This is a genomic window from Natronococcus pandeyae (assembly GCF_008122205.1).
Taxonomy (GTDB): Archaea; Halobacteriota; Halobacteria; order Halobacteriales; family Natrialbaceae; genus Natronococcus; species Natronococcus pandeyae.
Window position 1 is genome coordinate 200490 of record NZ_PHNJ01000002.1, and the last position, 20991, is coordinate 221480.

Sequence of the window (20991 nt, forward strand, 5' to 3'; positions counted from 1 at the left end):
TGCTGCGACTCAGCGTACTCTCACAGAGACATCCACCGCGGACGGCGGCTACCGAAACAGCCCGCGAAGCCGTTCCAGGACGCCAGCGACCAGGTCGACGACCCGCCCGAACGCCGACGCGACCCGCTCGAGTAGCGATCCCGCCAATCCGCCGACGGCGGATTCGTCGCCTGGGTTTCCGTCGCGGTCGTCTCCGTCGGTCGCCCGATCGTCGCCGACCGCCGCGCGGGCGTCGACGAGCCCGTCTCCCTCCTCGCAGGTTTCGAGAACCGGCTCGGCCGTCTCGGCGAGAATTTCTCGAACCGACTCGTTCGGCCCCGGTCCCTCCTCGTCGCGCGTCTGCCAGAGCAACGCCGCGACGCCGGCGACGAACGGGGTGGCGACGCTCGTCCCGCTCGCCTCGGCGTACTCGTTATCGACGGTGGTCGAGACGACGTCGGTGCCCGGCGCCAGCAGATCGACGGCCGCGCCGACGCTGCTGTAGGACGCCAGCGTGTCGTCCTCGTTCATCGCGGTGACCGCAACGACGTCGGGATGGGTAGCGGGGTAGGTCATCGTCTCCGCCTCGCACGATCCGTCGCCGTCGTTTCCTTCGTTGCCGGCCGCACAGAGCAAAAGATGTCCCGCCGAGTGCGCTTCCTCGATCGCCCGGTCCACCGCGTCGCTCTCGGCCTCGCCGCCGAGGCTCATCGAGATCACCTCGACGTCGTTCGACAGACACCAGTCGATCCCGGCGACCAGTTCGCTGTACCGGCCGGATCCGTCGTCCCCGAGCACTTTCACGGCGTGCAGGTTCGCGCCAGGTGCCGCGCCGACGACCCCAATATCGTTGTCGACTGCGCCGGCGACCCCCGCGACGTGCGTCCCGTGACCGTGGCGGTCCTCGTAGTCGCCGGGTGGGCCGTCACTGGTGAAGTTCCGGCCCCCGGCGACCGAGACGCTACAGTGGTCCGACTCGATTCCCGTGTCGAGAACGCCGACGTCGACGCCCGTTCCGTCCGGCTCGACGGCGTCCGCGCCGATCCGCTCCAGTCCCCAGGACGACCGCTGGTTCGGGTGGGCGGAACAATCGGATTCGCCGCCCGGATCCAGAATATCCGACAGAGACGGCGACCAGTCCGAGGGGATCCCCGTCTCTTCGTCGTCTTCGACGGACGCCACGCGGCGATCCTCGAGCAGGTCCGTTCGCGCGTCGGCCGGAACCTCCGCGACGACGAACTCGAAGTTGTCGTACTCGAGGACCGGGGTCCCGCCGACGGCTTCGACCACGTCGACGAGTTCACCGAGCTCGTCGAGCAGTCCCGTCTGCGGGTGCACGAACATACGCTCCCTGTCGGTGTCGGTCTCCGCGGCCGACGCGGGCGCGCCGAGTAGCCCGACCGCGACGCCGGCCCCAACGCCCTGGAGTACCCGTCGCCGACTGAGTTGCATGCACGAGTGGACGAACAAGTTCGGAATAAGTCTTCTGTGTATCGGTGACTGTCTCGCGGTTCGATAGTTCTGTCCTCGAGTAGGATTGAGTTGATAGTCGATCAGAGAGGAGCGAACGCTCGAGTTCCCGGTGATTTCTCTCGTGAAGATCGGAGACTGGTTGACGCCCGCGAGGTCGTCGGGCGGCAAGGCCGCCTGACTGCAAGCGATTCCGAAGGAATCGCCCGGTCCAAAAGAGCGCTCTGCGCTCTTTTGAGGATTTTGCCGAGGGTGCGGCGAAGCCGCACCCGTGGTTCGAAAGGCGCTTCGCGCCTTTCGTCATCAAGCGAAACCTTCGGTTTCGCGGACATCGCGAATTCTGGCGGGACGTTGTCCCGCTGACCTCGCGGGAGCTTCGCTCAGTCACGAGAGAGCTTCGCTCTCTCGAACGACAGCGCAAAAGTTTGTTCTACTGAATGTGGCCTTCACGTCGGAGCTGGTCGGCCTCGCTCTTCTCGTAGCGCCAGGTGATGTCTGCCTTCTCGTCCTGCCAGTCCCAGGGCTCGACGAGAACCACGTCGTCTTCGCGGATCCAGATGCGCTTTTGCATCTTGCCGGGAATGCGCGCGGTTCGCTCCGTTCCGTCGGCACACCGTACCTTGACGCGGTTCGCTCCGAGCATGTTCGTAACGGTCGCAAACACCTCGTCGTCGTCGGGCATTCGGAGGTTCTTCCGACCGCCATCACCGTCGTCGCTCATACCGCGTGCTTCGGGTTCGACGGGTTTAATCCTTTATCGATTCCAGCGGCCGGATCGCTACCCGTCGGCGGTCTGGACGCTGCGACGAACCACGCCGTTTATTTCTCTGCTCTGACCAGAACGCCATATGCTGAAGAACCTCGGCCCGCTCGGGATCGCCGGCATCGGGATCCTGCTCGCCGGTATCGTCCTGATCGCGTACGCCGATCTGGTGATCGCTGCGGGAATAGCCCTCGTCCTCGCCGGTCTCGGTCTCGTCATCAAGGCCCTCATATCGGGCATGCTCCGGCAGTTCGGCATGTTCTGAGAGACGGGACGATCGGGTCAGCGTCGAAGAATCCACCACTCTCCTTCCAGTCGTTCTGGGTCGCCGCGGCCTACGAAACGGATAGACTATACGCACCAGTACGACGATCTCGTACTGAACAGCATCGTTGGACTGGGCGCCGTCGCGCTCGCGATCATCGGACACGCCCTGTTCGTCAACGGTCCCGGCGACGAGTTCGACGACCTGACCGAAGCGGTCGAGATCGAGGAGGTCCCCCCGGGTGTGCTCACCGCTCGAGGCGCTCGAGTGACGCCGTCGTGAGCCGTCCTCAGACCTCGTTGTCGCCCGCCCGGTGTTCGCTGATAAGCTGGTCGACCATCGCCGCCTTCCGTTCGTGTGCTCGTTTCTCGGCCCGCTCGTGCCAGTCGTCGATCACGGCCTCGACGTCGTCCTCGCGGGCGACCGCGAGTTCGTCGACCTCCTGCATCGCGACGTCATCGGCCGGTCCGACGGGAATCTCGCTATCGAAGAGGATCTCGTCGGCGATCTCGGAGAGACCGCCATCTTTCAGGATAACTCGGGGTTCGAACTCCGCGAGGAGGTCGGCGGTCGAGCGACCCGCGCCGCTGGCATCCCGCAGGTAAACGACGTCGTCGGCCGCGAGACCGTACTGTTCGTCGGCCTCGCGAATCGCCCCCTTGGTGAACTTCTCGATCACCTTGACGGGGACGAGTCCCTCCTTCTTCGCGGAGACGTCGCTGAAGTTCGAGTGATCGAGCTTCCACAGCGCCTTCATCCGCTCGACCTTCTGCTCGAGTTCCTCGACCTGCTCACGGGCGTCGTCGCGCTCGCCTTCCAGCCGGTTCGTCTTGCGCTCGAGACGGGACACCTCGCGGTTCTTGCGGACCTCCTTGCGCTCCTGTCGGCGAGCGCCGGTGAGGGTCGCCTCGAGTTCGTCGATCCGCTCGTCCTTCTCCTCGAGGCGCTCCTCGAGCGTTCCGACGTGTGACTGGAGGCGCTCGACCTGCCGCTTGAGATCCTTGATCTGCTGTTCTTCCTCGGTCAGTTCCCGGGGCTCGTGTTCGGTCGACTCTTCCTCGGGTTCCTCGTCGTCGGTGAGGTCGGTCAGGACGGCCTCGACGCTCTCCTCGCCGGCGACGACGCGTGCGATAACCTCGCCGCGGTCGAGTCCCGGCGGGAGTTTGTCGGCGATCCGCTCGAACTGATCCTCGTGGGCGTCGACGGCGTACAGCGCGGCCGCCATCGCGTCTCGCTGGTGGTCGTCGTCGTAGGGATGGTCGCGGGTCCGGTGCTGTTTCTCGTCGACGGGAATGTCCGTCTCGGGCGCCCACCCCGCGGCGTCGAAGCTCCGGCGGAACTTCTCGACCGTCTCTGGCATCGGCGTCACGTCCGCCGCGACGATGATCGGGCGGCCCCGCTCGACGATCCACTCGATTACGTCCGCGGTGTCGCTCGTTCGCGAACTCCAGACGTCGAGCACGTCGCCCTCGAGCCCGACGATCGCGACCGCGGTCGTCGTTCCCGGATCGATGCCGACGATGACGTGATCCCGCCGTTTGGCGAGCGGTCGGAACTCGATGCCGTCGCGACGCTCGCGTTCGATCTCGACGCGGACGTCGCCCGAGCGGTTCCGCGAGACGGGGATATCCTGGGGACGGGCCTCGACGGTGAAGACGGCGTTCGCGAACCCGCCGTAGGCTTCCCGAACCTCGCGTTCGTACTCGAGGTTGGCGTCTTCGAGTTCGGATTCGACCTCGCGGGCTCGTTTCCTGACCGAGCCGTGGATGCGCCGGGTGTAGCGGTCCTCGCTCCAGCCGCCGCTGCCGGTCGAGCGACCTCTCGAGACTTTGACCGTCGTCGTGTCAGTAAAGGCGGAGACCTCGTGGCCGACGTTGTGGGCGGCCAGCCGGGCGGCTGCTTCGGCCTCCTTCATCGGCTGCTTCCCGTACGGGATGCCGTGGCGCTTCGCGACGCGAGAGAGGGGCTCGGGCTGTTCGGCCCCCGTCACCTGGACGAGTTTCGTTTCGGCAGGCAGGGATCCGAGAACGTGGATCAGCTGATCTTTGTCCGCCGCGAGTTCGTACATGTTGTCCGTCGCGACGATGGCGGGCTCCCGGTCGTCGATCAGTCGTCTGAGTTTCCGGTGGGAGACGACGTCGCGCTCGAGATTCTCGTCGTCGCCGTCGTAGATGACGAGGGCGTAGGAGGGCGCATCACCGCGCACGTCACCACTCTGGACGTCGACGCCGAAGACGACTGCGTCGAGCGCACTCGTTCGCGTACTCACGGCGGGCCATAGGGGAGAGTCGGGTATAAATCCGGCGCGGAATCACACGACGCGCAGCGCGGTTGTTGCTGCTTGCCCGGCCTATTAGGCAGCGTTCGACGTGGGTCGAACATGGAGTACACGACGCTCGGCTCGACCGGCATGGAAGTTAGCAAGATCTGTCTCGGCTGCATGAGCTTCGGCAGCGGCCAGGACTGGATGTTAGACGACGAGGAGGGTCGCGAACTCGTCGAGCGCGCGATCGATCTCGGGATCAACTTCTTCGACACGGCGAACGTCTACTCGGCGGGCGAGTCCGAGGAGATCCTCGGCGACGTGCTCGCCGACTACGACCGGGACGAGATGATCGTCGCCTCGAAGGTCCGGTTCCCTGGTGCGAACGAACACCGGAACGCGCGCGGGCTCTCGCGAAAGACCATCGAGCAGGAACTCGAGGCCTCGCTCGACCGACTCGGCATGGACACGCTCGACCTCTATCAGATCCACCGCTGGGATTACGACACGCCCATCGAGACGACGATGTGGGCGTTAGACGACGCCGTCCGCCGCGGCCAGGTTCGACATCTCGGGGCCTCCTCGATGTGGGCCCACCAGTTTCTCGAGGCCCGCCGGGTGAGCGAGCGCGAGGGGCTGGCGGCCTTCGAGACGATGCAGGACCTGTACCACCTCGCCTACCGCGAGGAGGAGCGCGAGATGTATCCCGTCTGCGAGCAGTACGACGTCGGGACGATGCCGTGGAGCCCCCTCGGTGCGGGCTACCTCGCCCGTCCGCACGAGGAGTTCCGGACGACGACGCGGGCGGATCACGAGGTCGAGAACGCCGGCGTCCCCTACCACGAGTTCCCCGCCAGCGAGGAGATCAACGAGCGCGTCCAGGAACTCGCGGCGGAGTACGACGCGACGATGGCCCAGATCGCGCTGGCCTGGCACTTCGGGAACGAGAACACCACCGCGCCGATCGTCGGCACCTCGAGCGTCGAGCACCTGGAAGAAGCAGTAGCGGCGCTCGAGATCGACCTCTCGGCGTCGGACGTGGAGTATCTCGAGGAGCCCTACGAGCCGGTTCCGGTCTACGGTCACGAATGACGTCGTCCTCGCCGTGAACGGCGGGACTCTCTCGCTGTCAAAGGGAGGAAGCCGAAGGACTGTATTCGAGTCGGTCGGTTCGGGACGGAGCCAACGGTTGCTCTCGCTCCGTCTTTCTTTCTCAGTCGCCGTCAGTAACGCGCGAGACCGCTGTCGTGAACGGACGCGCCGTTCAGGAGGACGTGGTCTCGAGATTCCAGCCGGGATCGCGGCCCGTGCGCTCGATGTGGTCGGATCGGCACGCCGGGCAGTAGTCGGGCGTGGCAGTTGCGCTCCGGGGGACGTAGACCGCGCCGCTGCACTCCACGCACGCATCGGAAACGATGGTCGCACAGTCGCCACAGATGTTGAAGTTGTCGACCGTGAGTCCGCGCAGGGGTTCGAGTTGTTTGTCCAGGGTGTACTCGTCGATGACCGCCTGACAGTTCTGGCACGGTTTCATGTCGATCCGTTTGGTACTGTGTGACAGTAACACAAATGCCTACCGGCCCAACGGAAACTCGCCGTCGTTTCGGCCGTCGTCAGACGATATGAATTTATAGCTATCGTGAGGGATGCCAGCTTATTACAACTCCCTACGAAAAGCACGTATGTCGACGGAAGCTAACTCGCTGACGATTTCCTCGGCAGTCTTTCTCGGAGCGGTCGTGTTGATCGGTCTCCCAGCAACGGCTCTGACGATGGCGTTGTTCGGTACTATACTGGAGACGGCCGGGAGTACAGCGACCCTCGAGGAGCCTGTCGTGTCTCTCGTACTGATTGGAGTCTCCCTGTTGATCGGTCTACAGCTTGCTTACGAAGCTGCCGCGCTCCAGTTGAACGGTGTGGAGGCTCTCGACCGAGGCTCTCGTCGAGCCACGGTCGCTCGGTACGCGATTCTCAGCGCGGGTGTGGGCGTTGCGCTGCTAGCAACTATCCGGATCGGGCTCTCGGTACTCTTCGCGACGGACGAACGTTCCCTGACGATTCCCGGCGTCCTGCTCGCGTTCGCTGGATTACTCGTCCTCCTCCGAGGGATGAAGGCTTTCGTCGACGGCTATCGAGGGGACGAGACGAGAGAGTTCGACGGAGAACGCGTCTCGTAACCGCCGTCACGGCTCCGGATACGGAATCTCGAGTTCCTCCCCGTCGTCGGGGAGGAACACCTCGCCGTCGAACACCTCGCGGGCCTCCTCGAGGTGGGCCGACGGATCTCCCGCGTACCGGGAGGAGAGGTGCATCAGCGCCAGTCGCTTCGCGTCGGCCCGGTTCGCGATCTCGGCCGCCTGGCGGGCCGTCGAGTGAGCGGTGGCAGCGGCCCGATCCGCGCGGTCGTCCGCGAACGTGGCGTCGTGAATCAGCAGGTCCGGTTCGTCGGCGACCTCGATCGTCGCGGCCGTCGGCCGCGTGTCACCCGTGTAGACGAGCGACCGGCCGGGGCGGGGGTCGCCGACGACCTGCTCGGGATCGACGACGGTGCCGTCCTCGAGTTCGACCGATTCGCCCTCGTGGAGCCTCGAGAACTCCGGACCGACGGGGACGCCGAGTTCCTCCGCGCGTTCGCGGTCGAACCGCCCCTTTCGGTCGTCCTCGACGAGCGCGTAGCCGACCGAGCGGGTCTCGTGGTCGGTCGCGAACGCGCGAACCTCGTACTCGTCGGCGCGGTAGGCGACGTCGCCGTCGCCGACCTCGTCGATCTGTACCGGAAACGAAGGGGTATTGCCGAGGGCGTTCACCAGCGACTGGAGCTGGCGGCGCGTGCCGTGGGGCGCGTGAATCGCCAGGGGATCCTCACGGTCGTTGAAGTCCATCGTCTGGAGGAGGCCGGGAATTCCGAGGACGTGGTCGCCGTGAAGGTGCGTGACGAAGAGGTGAGCGATCGAGAAACCCGTGCCGAACCGCATCATCTGGCGCTGGGTCCCCTCGCCGGCGTCGAACAGCAACTCCTCACCCTCGCGGGCGACGAAGATCCCGCTCGGGTTGCGCTCGGTCGTTGGAATCGCCCCGCTTGTCCCCAGAAACGTCACGCGCAGTGGCATCACTGCGTGTTCGACGGGCTGAGACTAAACCGGCTTCGGATCGCTCGAGTTCGGAACGGCGACCGGCCAGGTGTGTCACCGAACCACACACGGTGCGAACAGACTGGGCATTTTACGTCCTTCGAGCCCGAACCAGTCGATTATCACCACCCCCCAATGAGTTCGAGACCGACGTTCGGAACCATCAAACGAGTCGCCGCCGTGTTGATCGCGATCGCAGTCGTCCTCGCGGCGGGTATCGTCGTCGGCCAGGCTCCCGCCATCTTCGGCGTCGACGAGGATCCGGAGGCCGCGATCACGTTCGAGGATCAAGAGAGCGACGGAACGAGCGTGACGATCGACGAGGTCACCCTCTCTGACGGCGGCTTCGTCGTCATCACCGACGGCGGTGACGATCCACTCGCCGTCTCGGAGTATCTCGGCGACGGAACACACGAGAACGTCACCGTCGAACGCGACGAGAACAATACCGAACTCGTCGGCCAGCTGACGGCGACGGTCCACCAGGATACCACCGACGACGAAACGTACGCGTACGACGAAACCGACGGCGAGGAGGATCGGCCCTATCTCGAGGCCGGCTATCCCGTCAGCGACACCGCGACGGTGACGACGACTGGCGACGAGGCGGTCACGGACTCCTTCGTCGTCGAATCGATTAGCGCACCGTCCAATGCGACGACCAACGAGACGATCGACGTCGTCGCGGAGGTCCGAAACCCGACCGACTTCGATCAGCAGCAAAACGTCGACATCCGACTCGACGGAGCGGTCATCGAACGGCAGGTGCTCGAACTCGAGGGCGGCGCCGACCGCGAGGTCTCCTTCGAGCTCGACACGAGCGGAACGCCACCCGGCACCCAGATCCTCGGCGTCTACACCGAGAACGACGGCGCACTCCAGGAGATCGAACTCGAGTTCCACACCGATCCGTCGGTGACGGTCACCGACGCGAGCGAGGACGAGGTCACGGTCGACGTGGCGACTCCCGAAGACGGCTTCGTCGCCGTCGAGGACGACGAGGAGGTGCTCGGAACGAGCGACGAACTCGAGGCCGGCGAGCACAGCAACGTGACCGTCGAGTTCGACGAGAACGTCTCCGTTGACGAGGACGACGAACTCACGGCCGTCCTCTACGAGGGCGATCCCGAGGAACTCGAGGACGCGTTGCCGGTCGAGCACGACGGCGAACCGGTCGAAGAGACGTTCACCATCGCAGACGTGGCAGCCGAGGCGGACGACGAGGACGAAGCAGACGAGGACGCTGACGAAGACGACGGCGACGACGAGGAGAACGGCGAAGACGACGGCGAGTAACCGACCGATTCTTACCGCCGTCTCCCCTACCGGCAGTCGATGGACGCGCCGCTGTGGACCGACACGTACGCCCCGGAGCTGGCCGAGTTGCCACAGGACGACGCTCGCGAGTACCTGGAGCGAGCCGTCGAGGAACCGATCAACCTCGTCCTGCAGGGCCCACCCGGCAGTGGAAAGACGGCGGCAGCGCGCGCACTGGCACATGAGGCACACGACGACCCGGACAACGATCTGGTCGAGATCAACGTCGCCGACTTCTTTGGCCGCACCAAAACGGAGATCAAGAACGACCCCCGCTTCGCCTCCTTCCTGACGGGTCGGTCGTCGATGTCCAAGCGGGACATGATCAACCGCGTTCTCAAGGAGTCAGCGAGCTACGCACCCGTCTCCGGCGAGTACAAGACGATCCTGCTCGACAACGCCGAGGACGTCCGCGAGGACTTCCAGCAGGCCCTGCGCCGGATCATGGAACAACACCACCGGACCACGCAGTTCGTCATCGCGACCCGCCAGCCGACGAAGCTCATCCCGCCGATCCGCTCGCGCTGTTTCCCCGTCTCCCTTCGCGCACCCACGAGCGAGGAGACCGTGACGGTTCTCGAGCGAATCGTCGAGGCCGAAGAGGTCGAGTACGACCGGGACGGTCTCGAGTTCGTCGCGGGCTACGCGAACGGCAACCTCCGGCAGGCGATCCTGGCGGCCCAGACCACCGTCGAGGACGAGGGCGAACTGACGATGAGCGCGGCCTACGAGACCATCGGCGAGGTCGGCCTGGACGACGAGATCGAGTCGATGCTCGACGACGCCGAAGCCGGGGAGTTCACGGACGCACGGAGTACCCTCGACGACCTGCTCGTCGACGAAGGGCTCGACGGTCAGGAGGTCGTCGACGAGATGCTCCGGATCGCTCGCAAGCGCTACCAGGGAGACCGGTTAGCTCGCGTCCACCGCCTCGCGGGCGACATCGAGTTCGAGATGCACGAGGGGACGAGCGATCGGATCCACGTCTCGCACCTGCTCGCGGAACTCGGTCGGAACGCGTAAGCTGTACGTTTTTGGCGTGCCCACTCTACGGACAAGCGTGCCGACTGTCCTCGACACCTACATCGAGAACCGATTTCGCGTCCAGCCGAACCACGCGAACAACAACGGAACGCTCCACGGCGGCCACCTCATGAAGTGGCTCGACGAGATCGGCGCCATGTCGGCGATGCGATTCGCCGGCGAGACCTGCGTCACCGCTCGCGTGAACGAACTCGACTTCGAGCGACCGATCGGGATCGGCGACACGGCGCTCGTCGAGGCCTACGTCTACGACGCCGGCCGAACGAGCGTCCACGTCGCGTTACGGGCCTGGCGCGAGGAGCCCCGTTCCGGCGAGACCGAGAAGACGACCGAGTCCTCGTTCACGTTCGTCGCGATCGACGAGGAGAACAGATCGACTCCGGTGCCGGAACTGACCGTCGAGACCGACGAAGGCGAGCAGCTACGACGGCGAGCGCTCAAGTCGTAAGCTCCGCGACTGGTCGCGAACCCGTTCGGTCACCGATTCGTATATCACAATTTTTTTGGATAGTGTCCGGGTCGATAGAACGATGTCAGAGGATAACACAACCCAACAGCCGTTGGATAGCAGCCGCGACCCGTCCCGGCGGTCCCTCCTTCGAACCGCCGGAACGGCGACTGCCGCCGGACTCCTGGGAACGGGGCTCGGGACCGGTGTGACGGCAGCGGGCGGCGACTGTCCCGGCGCCGACCACCTCGAGTCGCCCCGACCTGGTCCTGAGGTACTGTACGAGGACCCCGTCGCGTCGCCCGAACTCGAGCCCACCGGCGACTGGGAGGCGGACCCCCTGCTCGTCTGCGGGCGAACGGGCTACGACGACGGCGAGTTCCTCTCGCAGGGCTGGCCCTTCGACGACCGCGGGGCGGCCAACGAGCGGGAGTACCCGGACGGCGACCGGTACGCCAACAACGCCGCGGACCTCCTCGAGATTCGCACTCGGCCGACGCGCGACGGCGTCGCCTACCGAATCGTGCTGAACACGATGGTCGAACCGGACGCGGCCATCGTCGCAATCGGGATCGACACGGGGACCGACGAGGGGCGAACCGACTGGAGTCACGGACTCGGCGATCTGGGTGCGTCCGTCGACCACGTGCTCGCGATCTGGGGCACCGGAGCAACCCTCGACGGTGAACCGTTCCCGGACGACGCGTACGCGGTCGATCTCGAGCGCAACCAGCTCGAGGTCGAGGTACCGATCGATCCCGGCCGAGAGACGTGGCGCCAGTACGCCGTCTCGGGGGTCCACGACGGCGACGGCGGTTTTTCGCGGGAATCCGGGCCGTTCGACCCGGACGAGCCGCCGGTGTACACCGTCGGCTTCCGGACCGTCGCGGACGAACCGCTCGAGTTCCGCGACGAGGAAAGCGAAGTCGAAGAGCTGGGGACGCTCCTGGTCGACCAGGAGGGGATGTGGCGCGCCGCCGAACAGGCCGAGGCACTCGAGGAGCGTGACATCGCCGATCTCGGGGAAGACGTCGACTTCGGTCGGCTGGAAGACGGCGACGTCGATCGATCGATCCCGACGGCCGGCTACCACAACCGGCTCTACGCCTCGCGGTACGATCTCGGGGACGGGATCGATCTCGAGGAACCCCGGGACGTCTATCAGACGCGGGTCCAGCCCTACTCGGTGTACGTCCCCGAGAGCTACGAACCCGGCGAGCCGGCGTCGCTGCTGGTGCTGTTGCACTCGCTGAACAGCAACTACAACCAGTACGCCGCCTCACCGAACAAACTCGCACAGCTGGGCGAAGAACGGGACGCGATCGTGTTGATGCCGTTCGGCCGCGGCCCCGCGGGCTGGTGGAAGAACGAGGCCGAACTCGACGCCTTCGAGGCCTGGGCGGATCTGCGGAGCCGCTACGATATCGATCCCGACCGTGTCACCGTCAGCGGCTACTCGATGGGCGGCCACGGCACCTATCGGTTCGGATCGCTGTATCCGGACCTGTTCGGCCGCGGGTTCGCCGTCGTCGGACCGGCCGACGAGTCGGTCTTCGGGGGGCCGACCGACGGCGTCTACGGCGATTATTCGACTGCTTCGGAGAACCCACAGAACATGATGCGCGTGACGGACAACCTTCGGCACGTGCCACTGCTCGTGTGGGCCGGAATGCTGGACGAACTCGTCCCCTACACGGGCGTTCGCAACTACCGCGACCGACTCGTCGAGCACGGCTACCGCCACCGGCTCGACTCGTTCCCCCAGGACGACCACTTCACGTTCTTCGGCCACGACGAGTGGGGGCCGGGCAAGGACTACCTCGGCGACGCGAGCGTCGAGCGCCGGCCCGCGCGCGTCACCTACCGTTCCGTCCCCGAATTCGGAAACGAGGAGTACGACATCTCTCACGACGGCGCGTACTGGGTGCGCGAGATCGCAGTCGGTGACGACGCGGCGGACGGAGTCGTCGACGCGCTCTCGCTTACCGACGGCTACGCCGAGCCGGTCGCCCGGGAGTTCGAGACCGAATCGACCGATCCCAGGCTCAACACTCGAGAGGGGATGCGCTGGCGCTCGTCGCTCGAGCGCCGACCGGCGGAGAACGCGATCGAACTCGAGTGCGCGGACGTCGCCGCCGTCACCCTGTACGTCGACGACGCCGGCGTCGACACGACGGAACCGCTCGAGGTCCGCGTCGAAACGGACCGCGCGCTAACGCTCACGCTGCGGAGCGGGGCGAGCGAACGAACGCTCGAGATCGGTGCGGGCGAGTCGAGCGAAACCGTCGTGCTCTGTGAGACTGGCTCGAGTTCGTAGGTCGACTGCGACCCCGGGCTCGACGGACTGCGTTCGGCGGCGCGGGCGACCTCTCGAAACCACGGCTCGCCTTCAGCGGTGCCGTCGGACGAACTCGTCGAGAACGGACTCGACCTCCGCGGGCGTTCGGTACTCGGTTACCTCGACGGCGCCGTTGCCGCGCACCATCGCCGAGAGTTCGTGCTCCGCGTCGGGGCGATACAGACAGAGAACTGGCTTCTCCCACGCGACCGCTCTGCCGAGTTCGTAGCCGACGCCGAGGCTGGGTGTCGTCACCTCGGCCACGACGATCTCGGCCTGCTGAAGCCAGGCGACGTCCTGGTCGTGGATGTCGCCGTCGGACAGTCCCGCTTCTTTCTGGTCCGCTTCGATGCCCTCGGTTCCGACGTGTTCGCTGAGAACGGTCCCGTGTTGCTGGAGGAGGTCGACGAGTTTCCCGTACAGATCCACGTCGTCTCGACCGCCACGGATGGAGCCGCTGAAGAAAATATCCATACCATAGCCGCAGGGGTGGACGAGCATTAATAGTCGCTTATTTCGACTGGTCTTCCGCGCGATTCCGGAGGAGGTCCGGGGTTCGAACCGGGCGGCGGACGGATCGTCACTCGAGTACCAGTACGTACCGCGTCAGCGACCGGTGGACCCGCCGTTCGAAGGCGGCCTCGAGTTCCCACCCGGCCTCGCGGGCCTCGCTCGCCCACGAGCGGTCGGCGACGACGACCGCCCGCGAGGCGACGCGGCGGGCTTCCGAGAGCGCGCCCGGGACGAGATCCTCGAGTCGGTGCGTGTCGATCTTCGACTGGCGACCGTAGGGGGCGTCGAAAACGACGCCGTCGATCGCGTCGTCCGCGACGGGAAGCCGGGTCGCGTCGCCGCGACCGACGTGCCACGAGCCGCGGGGGACGCCGGTCGGCGACGGCTCGTTCCGCCCGAGGAAGTGTGCGAGATTCGTCTGAGCGCCCTCGGTCATCTTCGCCTGCGCGTCGGTTCCGACGACGTCCGCGCCGACGAGGCCGGCCTCGATCAGGACGCCGCCGGTGCCGCACATCGGGTCCAGCACCGTCGCGCCGGGACGCGCACCGGCGATGTTCGCGACCGCACGGGCGAGCAGCGGGTCCATGCTGCCGGGCTGGAAGAACGGCTTGTCCGTCGGGGCGCGGGTTCCGAAGTCGCGAACGCTCTCGGCCGCGAGCCAGCCGAGTGCGCAAACCGAGACCGCCTCGCCCCGCGAGGCGTCGCCCTGATCTTCCGGGAAAAGATCGCCGCGGCCGTCCTCATCTCGCTCGAGCCGACCCTCCGAAAAGGCCGCTCGGAGGACGTGGTCCGGGTTCTCGAGGTCGACCGCGAAGCCGCGGTCGACCAGCACCTGGCCGAGTTCGCGCTCCGCGCGGTCGGACCTCACGTCGCTCGAGCCGTGGACGTCCGTCGCGCGCACCGCGACGGTCCCCTCGCGGTCTATCGGCGCGGCCTCGAGGAGCGCCCGGGCGCTGGCGAGGTCGGCGTCGGTTCGGCCGAGGAGGTCGCTCGCGCGGTGCGTGTAGGCCAGTCCGCGAACGCGATCGGGACCGACCGCGTTCGCGACGGCGAGGCCGGGTGCGATCCGGCGAACGTCGGCCGCGGCGCTCGCCGCCTCGCGGGCTGCAAACGCGTCGTCCTCGCCGCCGAGTTCGAGCAGGTACACGCTCATTCGTCGCCGTGGGGCGAGTATGAGCGTACCGTTTTCCGCGAACCGGATTCGAGAGGAGATCCCACGATCGCCGCCGAGAGACGGCGACGCGGTAAAAAACGGTCGTTTCGGAACGTAGCGAAAGCTGTATAAACCGGATATATCAGGTGCCGGTACCAACCTTTATAAACCTTAAATACGTCTTTTTAAGCGACTTATGACGGATCCGAAGGACACCATCAACATCGAAAACGTGGTGGCGTCGACCGGCATCGGGCAGGAACTCGACCTCCAGAGTGTCGCAATGGACCTCGAGGGGGCCGACTACGACCCCGAGCAGTTCCCCGGTCTCGTCTACCGCACCCAGAATCCCAAGTCCGCAGCGCTAATCTTCCGATCGGGGAAGATCGTCTGTACCGGTGCGAAGAGCACCGACGACGTCCACGAGAGCCTCCGTATCGTCTTCGATAAGCTCCGTGAACTCCAGATCCAGGTCAACGAGGACCCCGAGATCGTCGTCCAGAACATCGTAACGAGCGCGGACCTCGGTCGAAACCTCAACCTGAACGCGATCGCGATCGGACTCGGCCTCGAGAACATCGAGTACGAGCCCGAGCAGTTCCCCGGTCTCGTCTACCGACTCGACGAGCCCGAGGTCGTCGCGCTGCTGTTCGGTTCCGGGAAGCTCGTCATTACCGGCGGGAAGAAGCCCAAAGACGCCGAACACGCCGTCGACAAGATCGTCTCCCGACTCGAGGATCTCGGCCTGCTCGAGTAACGAACCACGGCCCGCTTCGATTCTTCCGAGCGACCGACGCCGCTGAGACGTTCGTTCGTTCTGACCGTTCGCGCCTGTTGTGGCGAAATCCGACCGGATAGGCGGGCAATCACGGTTTCGACTGAAGCGTCACCGACGACGAATATCGTCGGTAACGTCCTTTTAACGACCTCATACCCGCGTACGACGGCGTTTCGGGTCTCGATCGTTCGACCGAGTTATCGTCCGTTCATTTCGGGGCAGATCGCCTATATTCACCTGAAGCGACGCTGAGCGTCCGAAACGACCGACCGCGTTTATTCGGTGGGGTTGAGTCTCTGTCGACGATGACGATCCATCCCGACCGAACGACTGCCGTACCGGAGCAACTCAGTAGTGAGAACGTTTGCCTCCGTGCGATCTCACGGGTGGAGTTCGGTCGCGTGCTGGCGAACGACCGCCGGCGCGAAGTGCTTCGGTACCTCCTCGCGGCCGACGAACCGATCACGATCCAGCGCCTCGTTGGCTGGCTCGCGGACACGGAAAACGAGAACGCCGTCCTGACGACGATCCACGAACTGCGCCAGCGCGTCCACGTCGCGCTCTGTCGAACCCACCTCCCGTTGCTCGAGCGATACGGGATCGTCCAGTACGACCGCGAACGGGGCCTCGTCTCGCCGGCGGCGAATCTCAGCGAGTTCGAGGCAGCGATCGACGGCGTCGATCTCGAGCGACCCTGGTGACGGTCAGGCCGGCCGAAGAAGCGGCCATCTCACAGTACCGACTGACGGGGAGAATGGTCCGTGTTTCACGGTTCTATTCGTGCGAGACGACGTCAACCCCCGCCGGTGAACAGCTTCCCGCCACACTGTCCACAGTAGGTGTAGGAGGCCTCGTTCAACCGTCCACAGCTGTAGCAGGCAACGCGAGATCCGGTCGGTTCCTGACGCGTCTCGACGTTCTCCAGGTCGATCTGACCGACGAGAGAGATGCGTTGGAGAAGATAAAAAGGTACCCAACCGAGGAGTCCTGCGGATACCAGAAGCAGGAAGTAGAGTATCAACCCTTCCCACGGTAGACCCGACCACACCATTACGTACGCAAATACGGGAGAGAAGGGAATAAAATTACGCCGTTCCCCAAGGTATACTACTACGATCAGTAAATTCGGATTGGATTATGGACTCGAAGTGATCTCTCGTAAATTCTGTTTCGTTCGGACCGTGTATTCACCATCGCTCTACCGGCCATCTCTGTTTGAAAACGACGCAGCGTTCAGAACGAACTCCGAGTAACGACCCTGTATCGCCGACGACTGCTACTCGACCAATCGTTCGATCTCGGTCACCAGGATGCCGCTCGCGCCCGCCTTCTTGACCTCGGTGATCGTCTCGAAGACGTCGCGCTCGTCGACGACGACGTGGACCGCGAGCATCCCGTCCTCGCCGTTCCCGTCGTCGGCGATATCCATGACCGTTGGCCCGCCGAGGCCGGGGATCACGTCGCGGACCTCCTCGAGTTGCTCCTCGGGCACGTTCATCATCAGATACCGCTTCCCGTCGGCCGAGATCACGGAGGACAGCGCCGTCCGCACCTCCTGTACTTTTGAGTCGTCGACGACGTCCTCGCGAGCGAACAGTCGGACGGAACTCGCGAGCACCTCCTCGACGACGGCCAACTGGTTCATTTTCAGCGTAGTGCCGGTGCTGGTGATGTCGACGATGGCGTCAGCCATCTCGACGTGCGGCGTGAGCTCCGTCGCGCCGGAGACCTCGACGACGTTGGGGTCGACGCCGGTGTCGGCGAAGAAGTCGCGGGTGACGTTCGGGAACTCCGTGGCGACGGTCTTCCCGGCGAGGTCCTCGACGCCGTCGATGTCGCCGTCCTCGGGCGCGGCGAGCACGAGGCGACAGCGACCGAACTCGAGGTCGAGCAGTTCCTCGACGGTATCGGCGCGGGCCTCTCGGACCTGATCGTAGCCGGTGATACCCATCTCGGCCGCGCCGTCGGCGACGTACTCCGGGATGTCGGCCGCGCGGGCGAACAGCACGGAGACGTCGGGATCGACGGTGTCGGCGTAGAGTTTCCGCTCGGCACCGTTCTCGAGGTGGAGCCCCGCCCGCTCCAAGAGGTCGATCGTCGGCTCGTGCAGGCGGCCCTTGTTGGGAACGGCGATTCGCATTTGCCGGGGTTTCGGCGTCGGCGGGGAACTGTCTTTCCATCCCGGCGACTCGGACGGTGCTGTCGCTGTCGAGAATTACGAACGCGAGAACGGTGACCTCCCGTCGTATCTCCACCTTGTGACCAGAACCACTTAAAGAACGGACGCGATCGGCTGTGGAGATAACCGTTCGACTACAGGGTCTGAGAACGATAGAACGGACGACTTCCCGTCATAGCTCTACCTTGTCACCAGAGGTACTTAAAGCGAAGTCGGACACCAGTCGGTACCGAAGTTAAGGACTGTGAGAAGCGGCGATCTTCCGTCGTATCTTCACCTTGTGACCAGAATTACTTAAAGAACGGACGCGATCGGCTGTGGAGATATAGTAGCCACTGAACGTCAGTGCACACCCGATCGCACGACAGCTATGCGATCGGGTGCAAACAGTTTCAGTTGTTACTATAGCCGTTCGACTACAGGGTCTGAGAACGATAGAACGGCCGGCTTCCCGTCATAGCTCTACCTTGTCACCAGAACCACTTAAAGAACGATCGGCCACCCGACATCGAGTGTCGACGCCAGTCGCCGGGCGGTCAGCTCTCGAGGTCGACCCGGCGCAACAGCTGCGCGTTGATCGCGACGATCACGGTGCTCGCGGACATGAGGACCGCGCCGACCGCGGGCGAGAGCAAGATACCGATCGGCGCCAGGATCCCGGCGGCAAGCGGCAGCGCGAACACGTTGTAGCCGGCCGCCCAGACGATGTTCTCCTGCATCTTTCGGTAGCTCTTCCGACTCAGCCGTACGAGTCGGGCAACGTCGCGCGGGTCGTTCTCGACGAGCACCACGTCGGCCGACTCGACGGCAACGTCCGTCCCGGAGCCGATGGCGATTCCGACGTCGGATCGCGTGAGTGCCGGCGCGTCGTTGACCCCGTCGCCGACCATCGCGACGAGTTTGTCCTGCGCCTGGAGTTCGACGATCTTCTCGTCCTTGTCCTCCGGCAGCACCTCCGCGAACACGGTGTCGATCTCGAGTTCGTCGGCGACGGCCCGAGCGACGTCCTCGTCGTCGCCGGTCAGCATCGCAATCTCGATACCCATCCCCTGCAGCGCGTCGATCGCCTCGAAGCTCTCCTCGCGGACCACGTCGGCGAGCGCGAGCGCACCGACGACGGACTCGTCGCGAAGCACGTAGACGACGCCCTGTCCGCGCTCGCCGGCCTGGTCGGCGAAGCGCTCGAGGTCGGGTCCGGGCTCGACCTCGAGGTGGCGCAGCAGGTTGGGGCCGCCGACGGAGACGGTTCGGCCGTCTGTCTCCCCTCCGTTCGCGGATCCGCCGGCGCCGCCGGGTGCTGCGGCCGGAATCGCGTCGTGCTCGATCGTCGCCCGGACCCCCCGGCCCTCGAGCGCCTCGAATCCGCGAACGCCGGGTACCGAGAGGCCGCGCTCGCCGGCTTCCTCGCGGATGGCCTGGGCGATCATGTGCTCGGAGTCGCCCTCCGCGGCGGCCGCGAGCGTCAGGACCTCGGCTTCGCTCCAGCCCTCGACCGCCGTGATCTCGACGACGCCCTGTTCGCCCTCGGTGAGCGTTCCCGTCTTGTCGAAGACGACGGTGTCGAGGTTCCGGGCCTCCTCCATCGCGATTCGGTCGCGGACGAGCATCCCGTTCCGGGCGGCCGTCGAGGTGTTGATCGCGACCACCAGCGGGACGGCCAGGCCGAGCGCGTGCGGACAGGCGATGACGAGCACTGTAACGACGCGCTCGACGACCGGCAGCCCGAACCCGACGGCGGCGGTCCAGCCGACGGCGGTAACCGCCGCGACGGCGAGTGCAGCGTAGAAGAGCCAGCCTGCGGCCCGGTCGGCGAGCACCTGCGTTCTCGAGCGGCTCTCCTGGGCCTCCTCGACCAGACGCATGATGCCCGACAGCGTGGTCTCCTCACCGGTCGCGGCGATCCGAACGCGGAGGCTCCCGTCGCGGTTGGTCGTCCCGCCGATGACCTCGTCGCCCGGCGCCTTCTTGACCGGCTTCGACTCGCCCGTGACCATCGCCTCGGTGACGTTCGACTCGCCCTCCTCGACGACGCCGTCGGCCGGAACGTTCGAGCCGGGCCGGACGAGCACGAGGTCGTCCTCCTCGAGGTCGTCGACGGGGACCTCCTCGGTCTCGCCCGCCTCCGTGATTCGTTCCGCGGTGTCGGGCAGCAGTTCGGCGAGTTCGTCGAGCGCACCCGAGGCGCGCCTGACGCTTCGCATCTCGATCCAGTGGCCCAGCAGGAAGATGACGATCAGCGTCACGAGTTCCCAGAAGAACGGCTCGCCGATGCCGAACAGCACCGCCGCGAGGCTGTAGACGAACGCGACGGTGATCGCCAGTGAGATCAGCAGCATCATCCCCGGCTCGCGGTTGCGCGCTTCGACGGCGCCCATCCGGAGGAACGGGATGCCACCGTAGGCGAAGACGACGACGCCGAGGACGGGACCGACGAACTCGCTTCCCGGGAACGTCACGGCGGTGTAGCCGAACCACTCCTGGAGCATCGGGCTGTAGTACAGCACCGGCAGGGAGAGCACGAGACAGACGAAAAACCGCTTCTTGAACATCTCTTCGTGGTCCGAGTGGTCGACGTGTGCGCCGTGGTCGTGCTCCTCGTGGTCGGCGTGCTCGTCACGCCGCTCGGCCGGTTTCTCGTCGGGCTCCGGCATGTCCCGGTAGCAGTCACACACCCGGCAACACGAGCAGTAGCTGTCCGTCGGCTTCTCGCGGCGAGCGGAGTCGGGCTCCGAGTCCGCGTCGTGGTCGTGCGTCGACTCGGTCATGAGCTTCGATCACCCCGTTCGAGCCGGCGCCGTCGCGTTTCGAACTCCTCGCCGGACAGGTCGCCGCGGGCGTACGCGGTCCGGAGTTCCTCGAGCGCCGGGTCCGTTCGTCGCTCCGTCGATCCACGAAGTGCCCGGTACAGGACGTACCCGATGCCGAGAAAGAGCGCCAGGTGAACCAGCCAGGCGAGCAGCCACGGCCACGTCGCTCCCATCGTCCCGTTCCAGGCCCCGACGTGCCCGATGCCGATCATCGGAATCGCGAGGACCATCACGAGCAGCGGGACGAGTACCGCGACGACCACCAGTGCGGCCGCCACGAGCAGGATCGTTCTCTCGAGGGAGTCGACGGTCGTCATCGTCGGCTAGTTGTCGTCGGAAAGACATAGTTCTCACACGCAGTTCCCACGCGCTGGTGCTCGAGGTGTACGGGTTCGTCACAATCGAGCAAACTCGAAGGAGTCGTGCTGGCCGGCGAGTTCACGACCGAGAACCGATACGAACGAGTGACACGCAGGGCGTCGTCGAGTCCGCCTGCCAGAAGCGTAACAGGTAGGAGCCCCACCGGAGAGGTTCTAGGCGACA

At 65.4% G+C, this 20991-nt stretch carries 20 protein-coding genes; 9 read left to right on the forward strand and 11 right to left on the reverse strand.

Annotated features, from left to right (window positions below; translation table 11 throughout):
• Positions 1–48 precede the first annotated feature (48 nt).
• Positions 49–1431, reverse strand: coding sequence for a S8 family peptidase (locus tag CV102_RS04575; RefSeq protein ID WP_148856720.1), 1383 nt, complete (start codon positions 1429–1431; stop codon positions 49–51).
• A 448-nt stretch (positions 1432–1879) separates the two neighbouring features.
• Positions 1880–2170 carry a translation initiation factor eIF-1A gene (eif1A, locus tag CV102_RS04580; protein WP_148856721.1) on the reverse strand — a complete coding sequence of 97 codons (291 nt, stop codon included), beginning with the start codon at positions 2168–2170 and terminating at the stop codon, positions 1880–1882.
• Between the two features lie 127 nt (positions 2171–2297).
• Between eif1A and CV102_RS04585 the strand changes: the two genes are divergently transcribed.
• Positions 2298–2477, forward strand: a complete 180-nt coding sequence (locus CV102_RS04585; RefSeq protein WP_148856722.1) for a DUF7470 family protein — start codon at positions 2298–2300, stop codon at positions 2475–2477.
• Positions 2478–2766: 289 nt separating this feature from the next.
• Here the strand turns inward: CV102_RS04585 and CV102_RS04595 are convergent, their stop codons facing one another.
• Positions 2767–4746 carry a DUF460 domain-containing protein gene (locus tag CV102_RS04595; protein ID WP_148856723.1) on the reverse strand — a complete coding sequence of 660 codons (1980 nt, stop codon included), beginning with the start codon at positions 4744–4746 and terminating at the stop codon, positions 2767–2769.
• Between the two features lie 111 nt (positions 4747–4857).
• Here CV102_RS04595 and CV102_RS04600 point away from each other — a divergent pair, with 111 nt between their 5' ends.
• Positions 4858–5832 (forward strand): aldo/keto reductase, encoded by a 975-nt coding sequence (locus CV102_RS04600; RefSeq protein WP_148856724.1) that lies wholly within the window; start codon positions 4858–4860, stop codon positions 5830–5832.
• 172 nt (positions 5833–6004) lie between these two features.
• Here the strand turns inward: CV102_RS04600 and CV102_RS04605 are convergent, their stop codons facing one another.
• Positions 6005–6274: a DUF7571 family protein gene (locus CV102_RS04605; protein ID WP_148856725.1), complete on the reverse strand. Its 270-nt coding sequence runs from the start codon at positions 6272–6274 to the stop codon at positions 6005–6007.
• Positions 6275–6422: 148 nt separating this feature from the next.
• Here CV102_RS04605 and CV102_RS04610 point away from each other — a divergent pair, with 148 nt between their 5' ends.
• Complete coding sequence (locus tag CV102_RS04610; protein WP_148856726.1) at positions 6423–6917, forward strand: hypothetical protein; 495 nt, start codon at positions 6423–6425, stop codon at positions 6915–6917.
• Between the two features lie 6 nt (positions 6918–6923).
• On the opposite strand, the gene rnz is transcribed toward CV102_RS04610, so the two are convergent.
• Complete coding sequence (gene rnz / locus CV102_RS04615; RefSeq protein WP_148856727.1) at positions 6924–7850, reverse strand: ribonuclease Z; 927 nt, start codon at positions 7848–7850, stop codon at positions 6924–6926.
• A gap of 156 nt (positions 7851–8006) precedes the next feature.
• Between rnz and CV102_RS04620 the strand changes: the two genes are divergently transcribed.
• From CV102_RS04620 to CV102_RS04635, 4 genes are all read left to right on the forward strand, one after another.
• Positions 8007–9167 (forward strand): DUF7282 domain-containing protein, encoded by a 1161-nt coding sequence (locus tag CV102_RS04620; RefSeq protein WP_148856728.1) that lies wholly within the window; start codon positions 8007–8009, stop codon positions 9165–9167.
• A 39-nt stretch (positions 9168–9206) separates the two neighbouring features.
• Complete coding sequence (locus CV102_RS04625) at positions 9207–10211, forward strand: AAA family ATPase (protein WP_148856729.1); 1005 nt, start codon at positions 9207–9209, stop codon at positions 10209–10211.
• A gap of 37 nt (positions 10212–10248) precedes the next feature.
• Positions 10249–10680 (forward strand): acyl-CoA thioesterase, encoded by a 432-nt coding sequence (locus tag CV102_RS04630; RefSeq protein WP_148856730.1) that lies wholly within the window; start codon positions 10249–10251, stop codon positions 10678–10680.
• Between the two features lie 82 nt (positions 10681–10762).
• A complete protein-coding gene (locus tag CV102_RS04635) occupies positions 10763–12997 on the forward strand; it encodes a carboxylesterase family protein (RefSeq protein ID WP_148856731.1) in 2235 nt (744 codons plus the stop codon).
• A gap of 72 nt (positions 12998–13069) precedes the next feature.
• On the opposite strand, the gene CV102_RS04640 is transcribed toward CV102_RS04635, so the two are convergent.
• Together CV102_RS04640 and CV102_RS04645 are read right to left on the reverse strand one after the other, a co-directional pair.
• The gene (locus CV102_RS04640) at positions 13070–13492 is read right to left on the reverse strand and encodes a nucleoside 2-deoxyribosyltransferase (protein ID WP_148856732.1); all 423 of its coding nucleotides are present in this window, start codon (positions 13490–13492) and stop codon (positions 13070–13072) included.
• 106 nt (positions 13493–13598) lie between these two features.
• Positions 13599–14678: a THUMP domain-containing protein gene (locus CV102_RS04645; protein WP_148857099.1), complete on the reverse strand. Its 1080-nt coding sequence runs from the start codon at positions 14676–14678 to the stop codon at positions 13599–13601.
• Positions 14679–14880: 202 nt separating this feature from the next.
• On the opposite strand from CV102_RS04645, the gene CV102_RS04650 reads away from it, so the two are divergent.
• Complete coding sequence (locus CV102_RS04650; protein ID WP_005554970.1) at positions 14881–15441, forward strand: TATA-box-binding protein; 561 nt, start codon at positions 14881–14883, stop codon at positions 15439–15441.
• A 326-nt stretch (positions 15442–15767) separates the two neighbouring features.
• On the forward strand, positions 15768–16163 hold the full coding sequence (locus CV102_RS04655; protein WP_148856733.1) for a DUF7344 domain-containing protein: 396 nt from the start codon (positions 15768–15770) through the stop codon (positions 16161–16163).
• Positions 16164–16255: 92 nt separating this feature from the next.
• Here the strand turns inward: CV102_RS04655 and CV102_RS27360 are convergent, their stop codons facing one another.
• The 4 genes from CV102_RS27360 to CV102_RS04670 all read right to left on the reverse strand — a co-directional run bounded on the left by CV102_RS27360 (position 16256) and on the right by CV102_RS04670 (position 20765).
• Positions 16256–16513 carry a DUF7577 domain-containing protein gene (locus tag CV102_RS27360; protein ID WP_449289624.1) on the reverse strand — a complete coding sequence of 86 codons (258 nt, stop codon included), beginning with the start codon at positions 16511–16513 and terminating at the stop codon, positions 16256–16258.
• Between the two features lie 225 nt (positions 16514–16738).
• A complete protein-coding gene (gene hisG, locus CV102_RS04660; protein WP_148856734.1) occupies positions 16739–17602 on the reverse strand; it encodes an ATP phosphoribosyltransferase in 864 nt (287 codons plus the stop codon).
• 575 nt (positions 17603–18177) lie between these two features.
• Complete coding sequence (locus CV102_RS04665; protein WP_148856735.1) at positions 18178–20406, reverse strand: heavy metal translocating P-type ATPase; 2229 nt, start codon at positions 20404–20406, stop codon at positions 18178–18180.
• Positions 20403–20765 (reverse strand): SHOCT domain-containing protein, encoded by a 363-nt coding sequence (locus CV102_RS04670; protein ID WP_148856736.1) that lies wholly within the window; start codon positions 20763–20765, stop codon positions 20403–20405. Before CV102_RS04670 ends, CV102_RS04665 begins: the two co-directional genes overlap by 4 nt.
• Positions 20766–20991: the final 226 nt, after the last annotated feature.

Excerpts from the sequence above, each read along its gene's own strand:
- CV102_RS04655 (WP_148856733.1), top strand. The coding sequence starts at position 15,768 with ATGACGATCCATCCCGACCGAACGACTGCCGTACCGGAGCAACTCAGT.
- CV102_RS27360 (WP_449289624.1), bottom strand. The coding sequence starts at position 16,513 with ATGGTGTGGTCGGGTCTACCGTGGGAAGGGTTGATACTCTACTTCCTG.
- CV102_RS04670 (WP_148856736.1), bottom strand. The coding sequence starts at position 20,765 with ATGACGACCGTCGACTCCCTCGAGAGAACGATCCTGCTCGTGGCGGCC.
- rnz (WP_148856727.1), bottom strand. The coding sequence starts at position 7,850 with ATGCCACTGCGCGTGACGTTTCTGGGGACAAGCGGGGCGATTCCAACG.
- CV102_RS04605 (WP_148856725.1), bottom strand. The coding sequence starts at position 6,274 with ATGAAACCGTGCCAGAACTGTCAGGCGGTCATCGACGAGTACACCCTG.
- CV102_RS04625 (WP_148856729.1), top strand. The coding sequence starts at position 9,207 with ATGGACGCGCCGCTGTGGACCGACACGTACGCCCCGGAGCTGGCCGAG.
- CV102_RS04610 (WP_148856726.1), top strand. The coding sequence starts at position 6,423 with ATGTCGACGGAAGCTAACTCGCTGACGATTTCCTCGGCAGTCTTTCTC.
- CV102_RS04650 (WP_005554970.1), top strand. The coding sequence starts at position 14,881 with ATGACGGATCCGAAGGACACCATCAACATCGAAAACGTGGTGGCGTCG.
- CV102_RS04600 (WP_148856724.1), top strand. The coding sequence starts at position 4,858 with ATGGAGTACACGACGCTCGGCTCGACCGGCATGGAAGTTAGCAAGATC.
- CV102_RS04640 (WP_148856732.1), bottom strand. The coding sequence starts at position 13,492 with ATGGATATTTTCTTCAGCGGCTCCATCCGTGGCGGTCGAGACGACGTG.
- CV102_RS04575 (WP_148856720.1), bottom strand. The coding sequence starts at position 1,431 with ATGCAACTCAGTCGGCGACGGGTACTCCAGGGCGTTGGGGCCGGCGTC.
- CV102_RS04635 (WP_148856731.1), top strand. The coding sequence starts at position 10,763 with ATGTCAGAGGATAACACAACCCAACAGCCGTTGGATAGCAGCCGCGAC.
- CV102_RS04585 (WP_148856722.1), top strand. The coding sequence starts at position 2,298 with ATGCTGAAGAACCTCGGCCCGCTCGGGATCGCCGGCATCGGGATCCTG.
- hisG (WP_148856734.1), bottom strand. The coding sequence starts at position 17,602 with ATGCGAATCGCCGTTCCCAACAAGGGCCGCCTGCACGAGCCGACGATC.
- CV102_RS04665 (WP_148856735.1), bottom strand. The coding sequence starts at position 20,406 with ATGACCGAGTCGACGCACGACCACGACGCGGACTCGGAGCCCGACTCC.
- eif1A (WP_148856721.1), bottom strand. The coding sequence starts at position 2,170 with ATGAGCGACGACGGTGATGGCGGTCGGAAGAACCTCCGAATGCCCGAC.
- CV102_RS04620 (WP_148856728.1), top strand. The coding sequence starts at position 8,007 with ATGAGTTCGAGACCGACGTTCGGAACCATCAAACGAGTCGCCGCCGTG.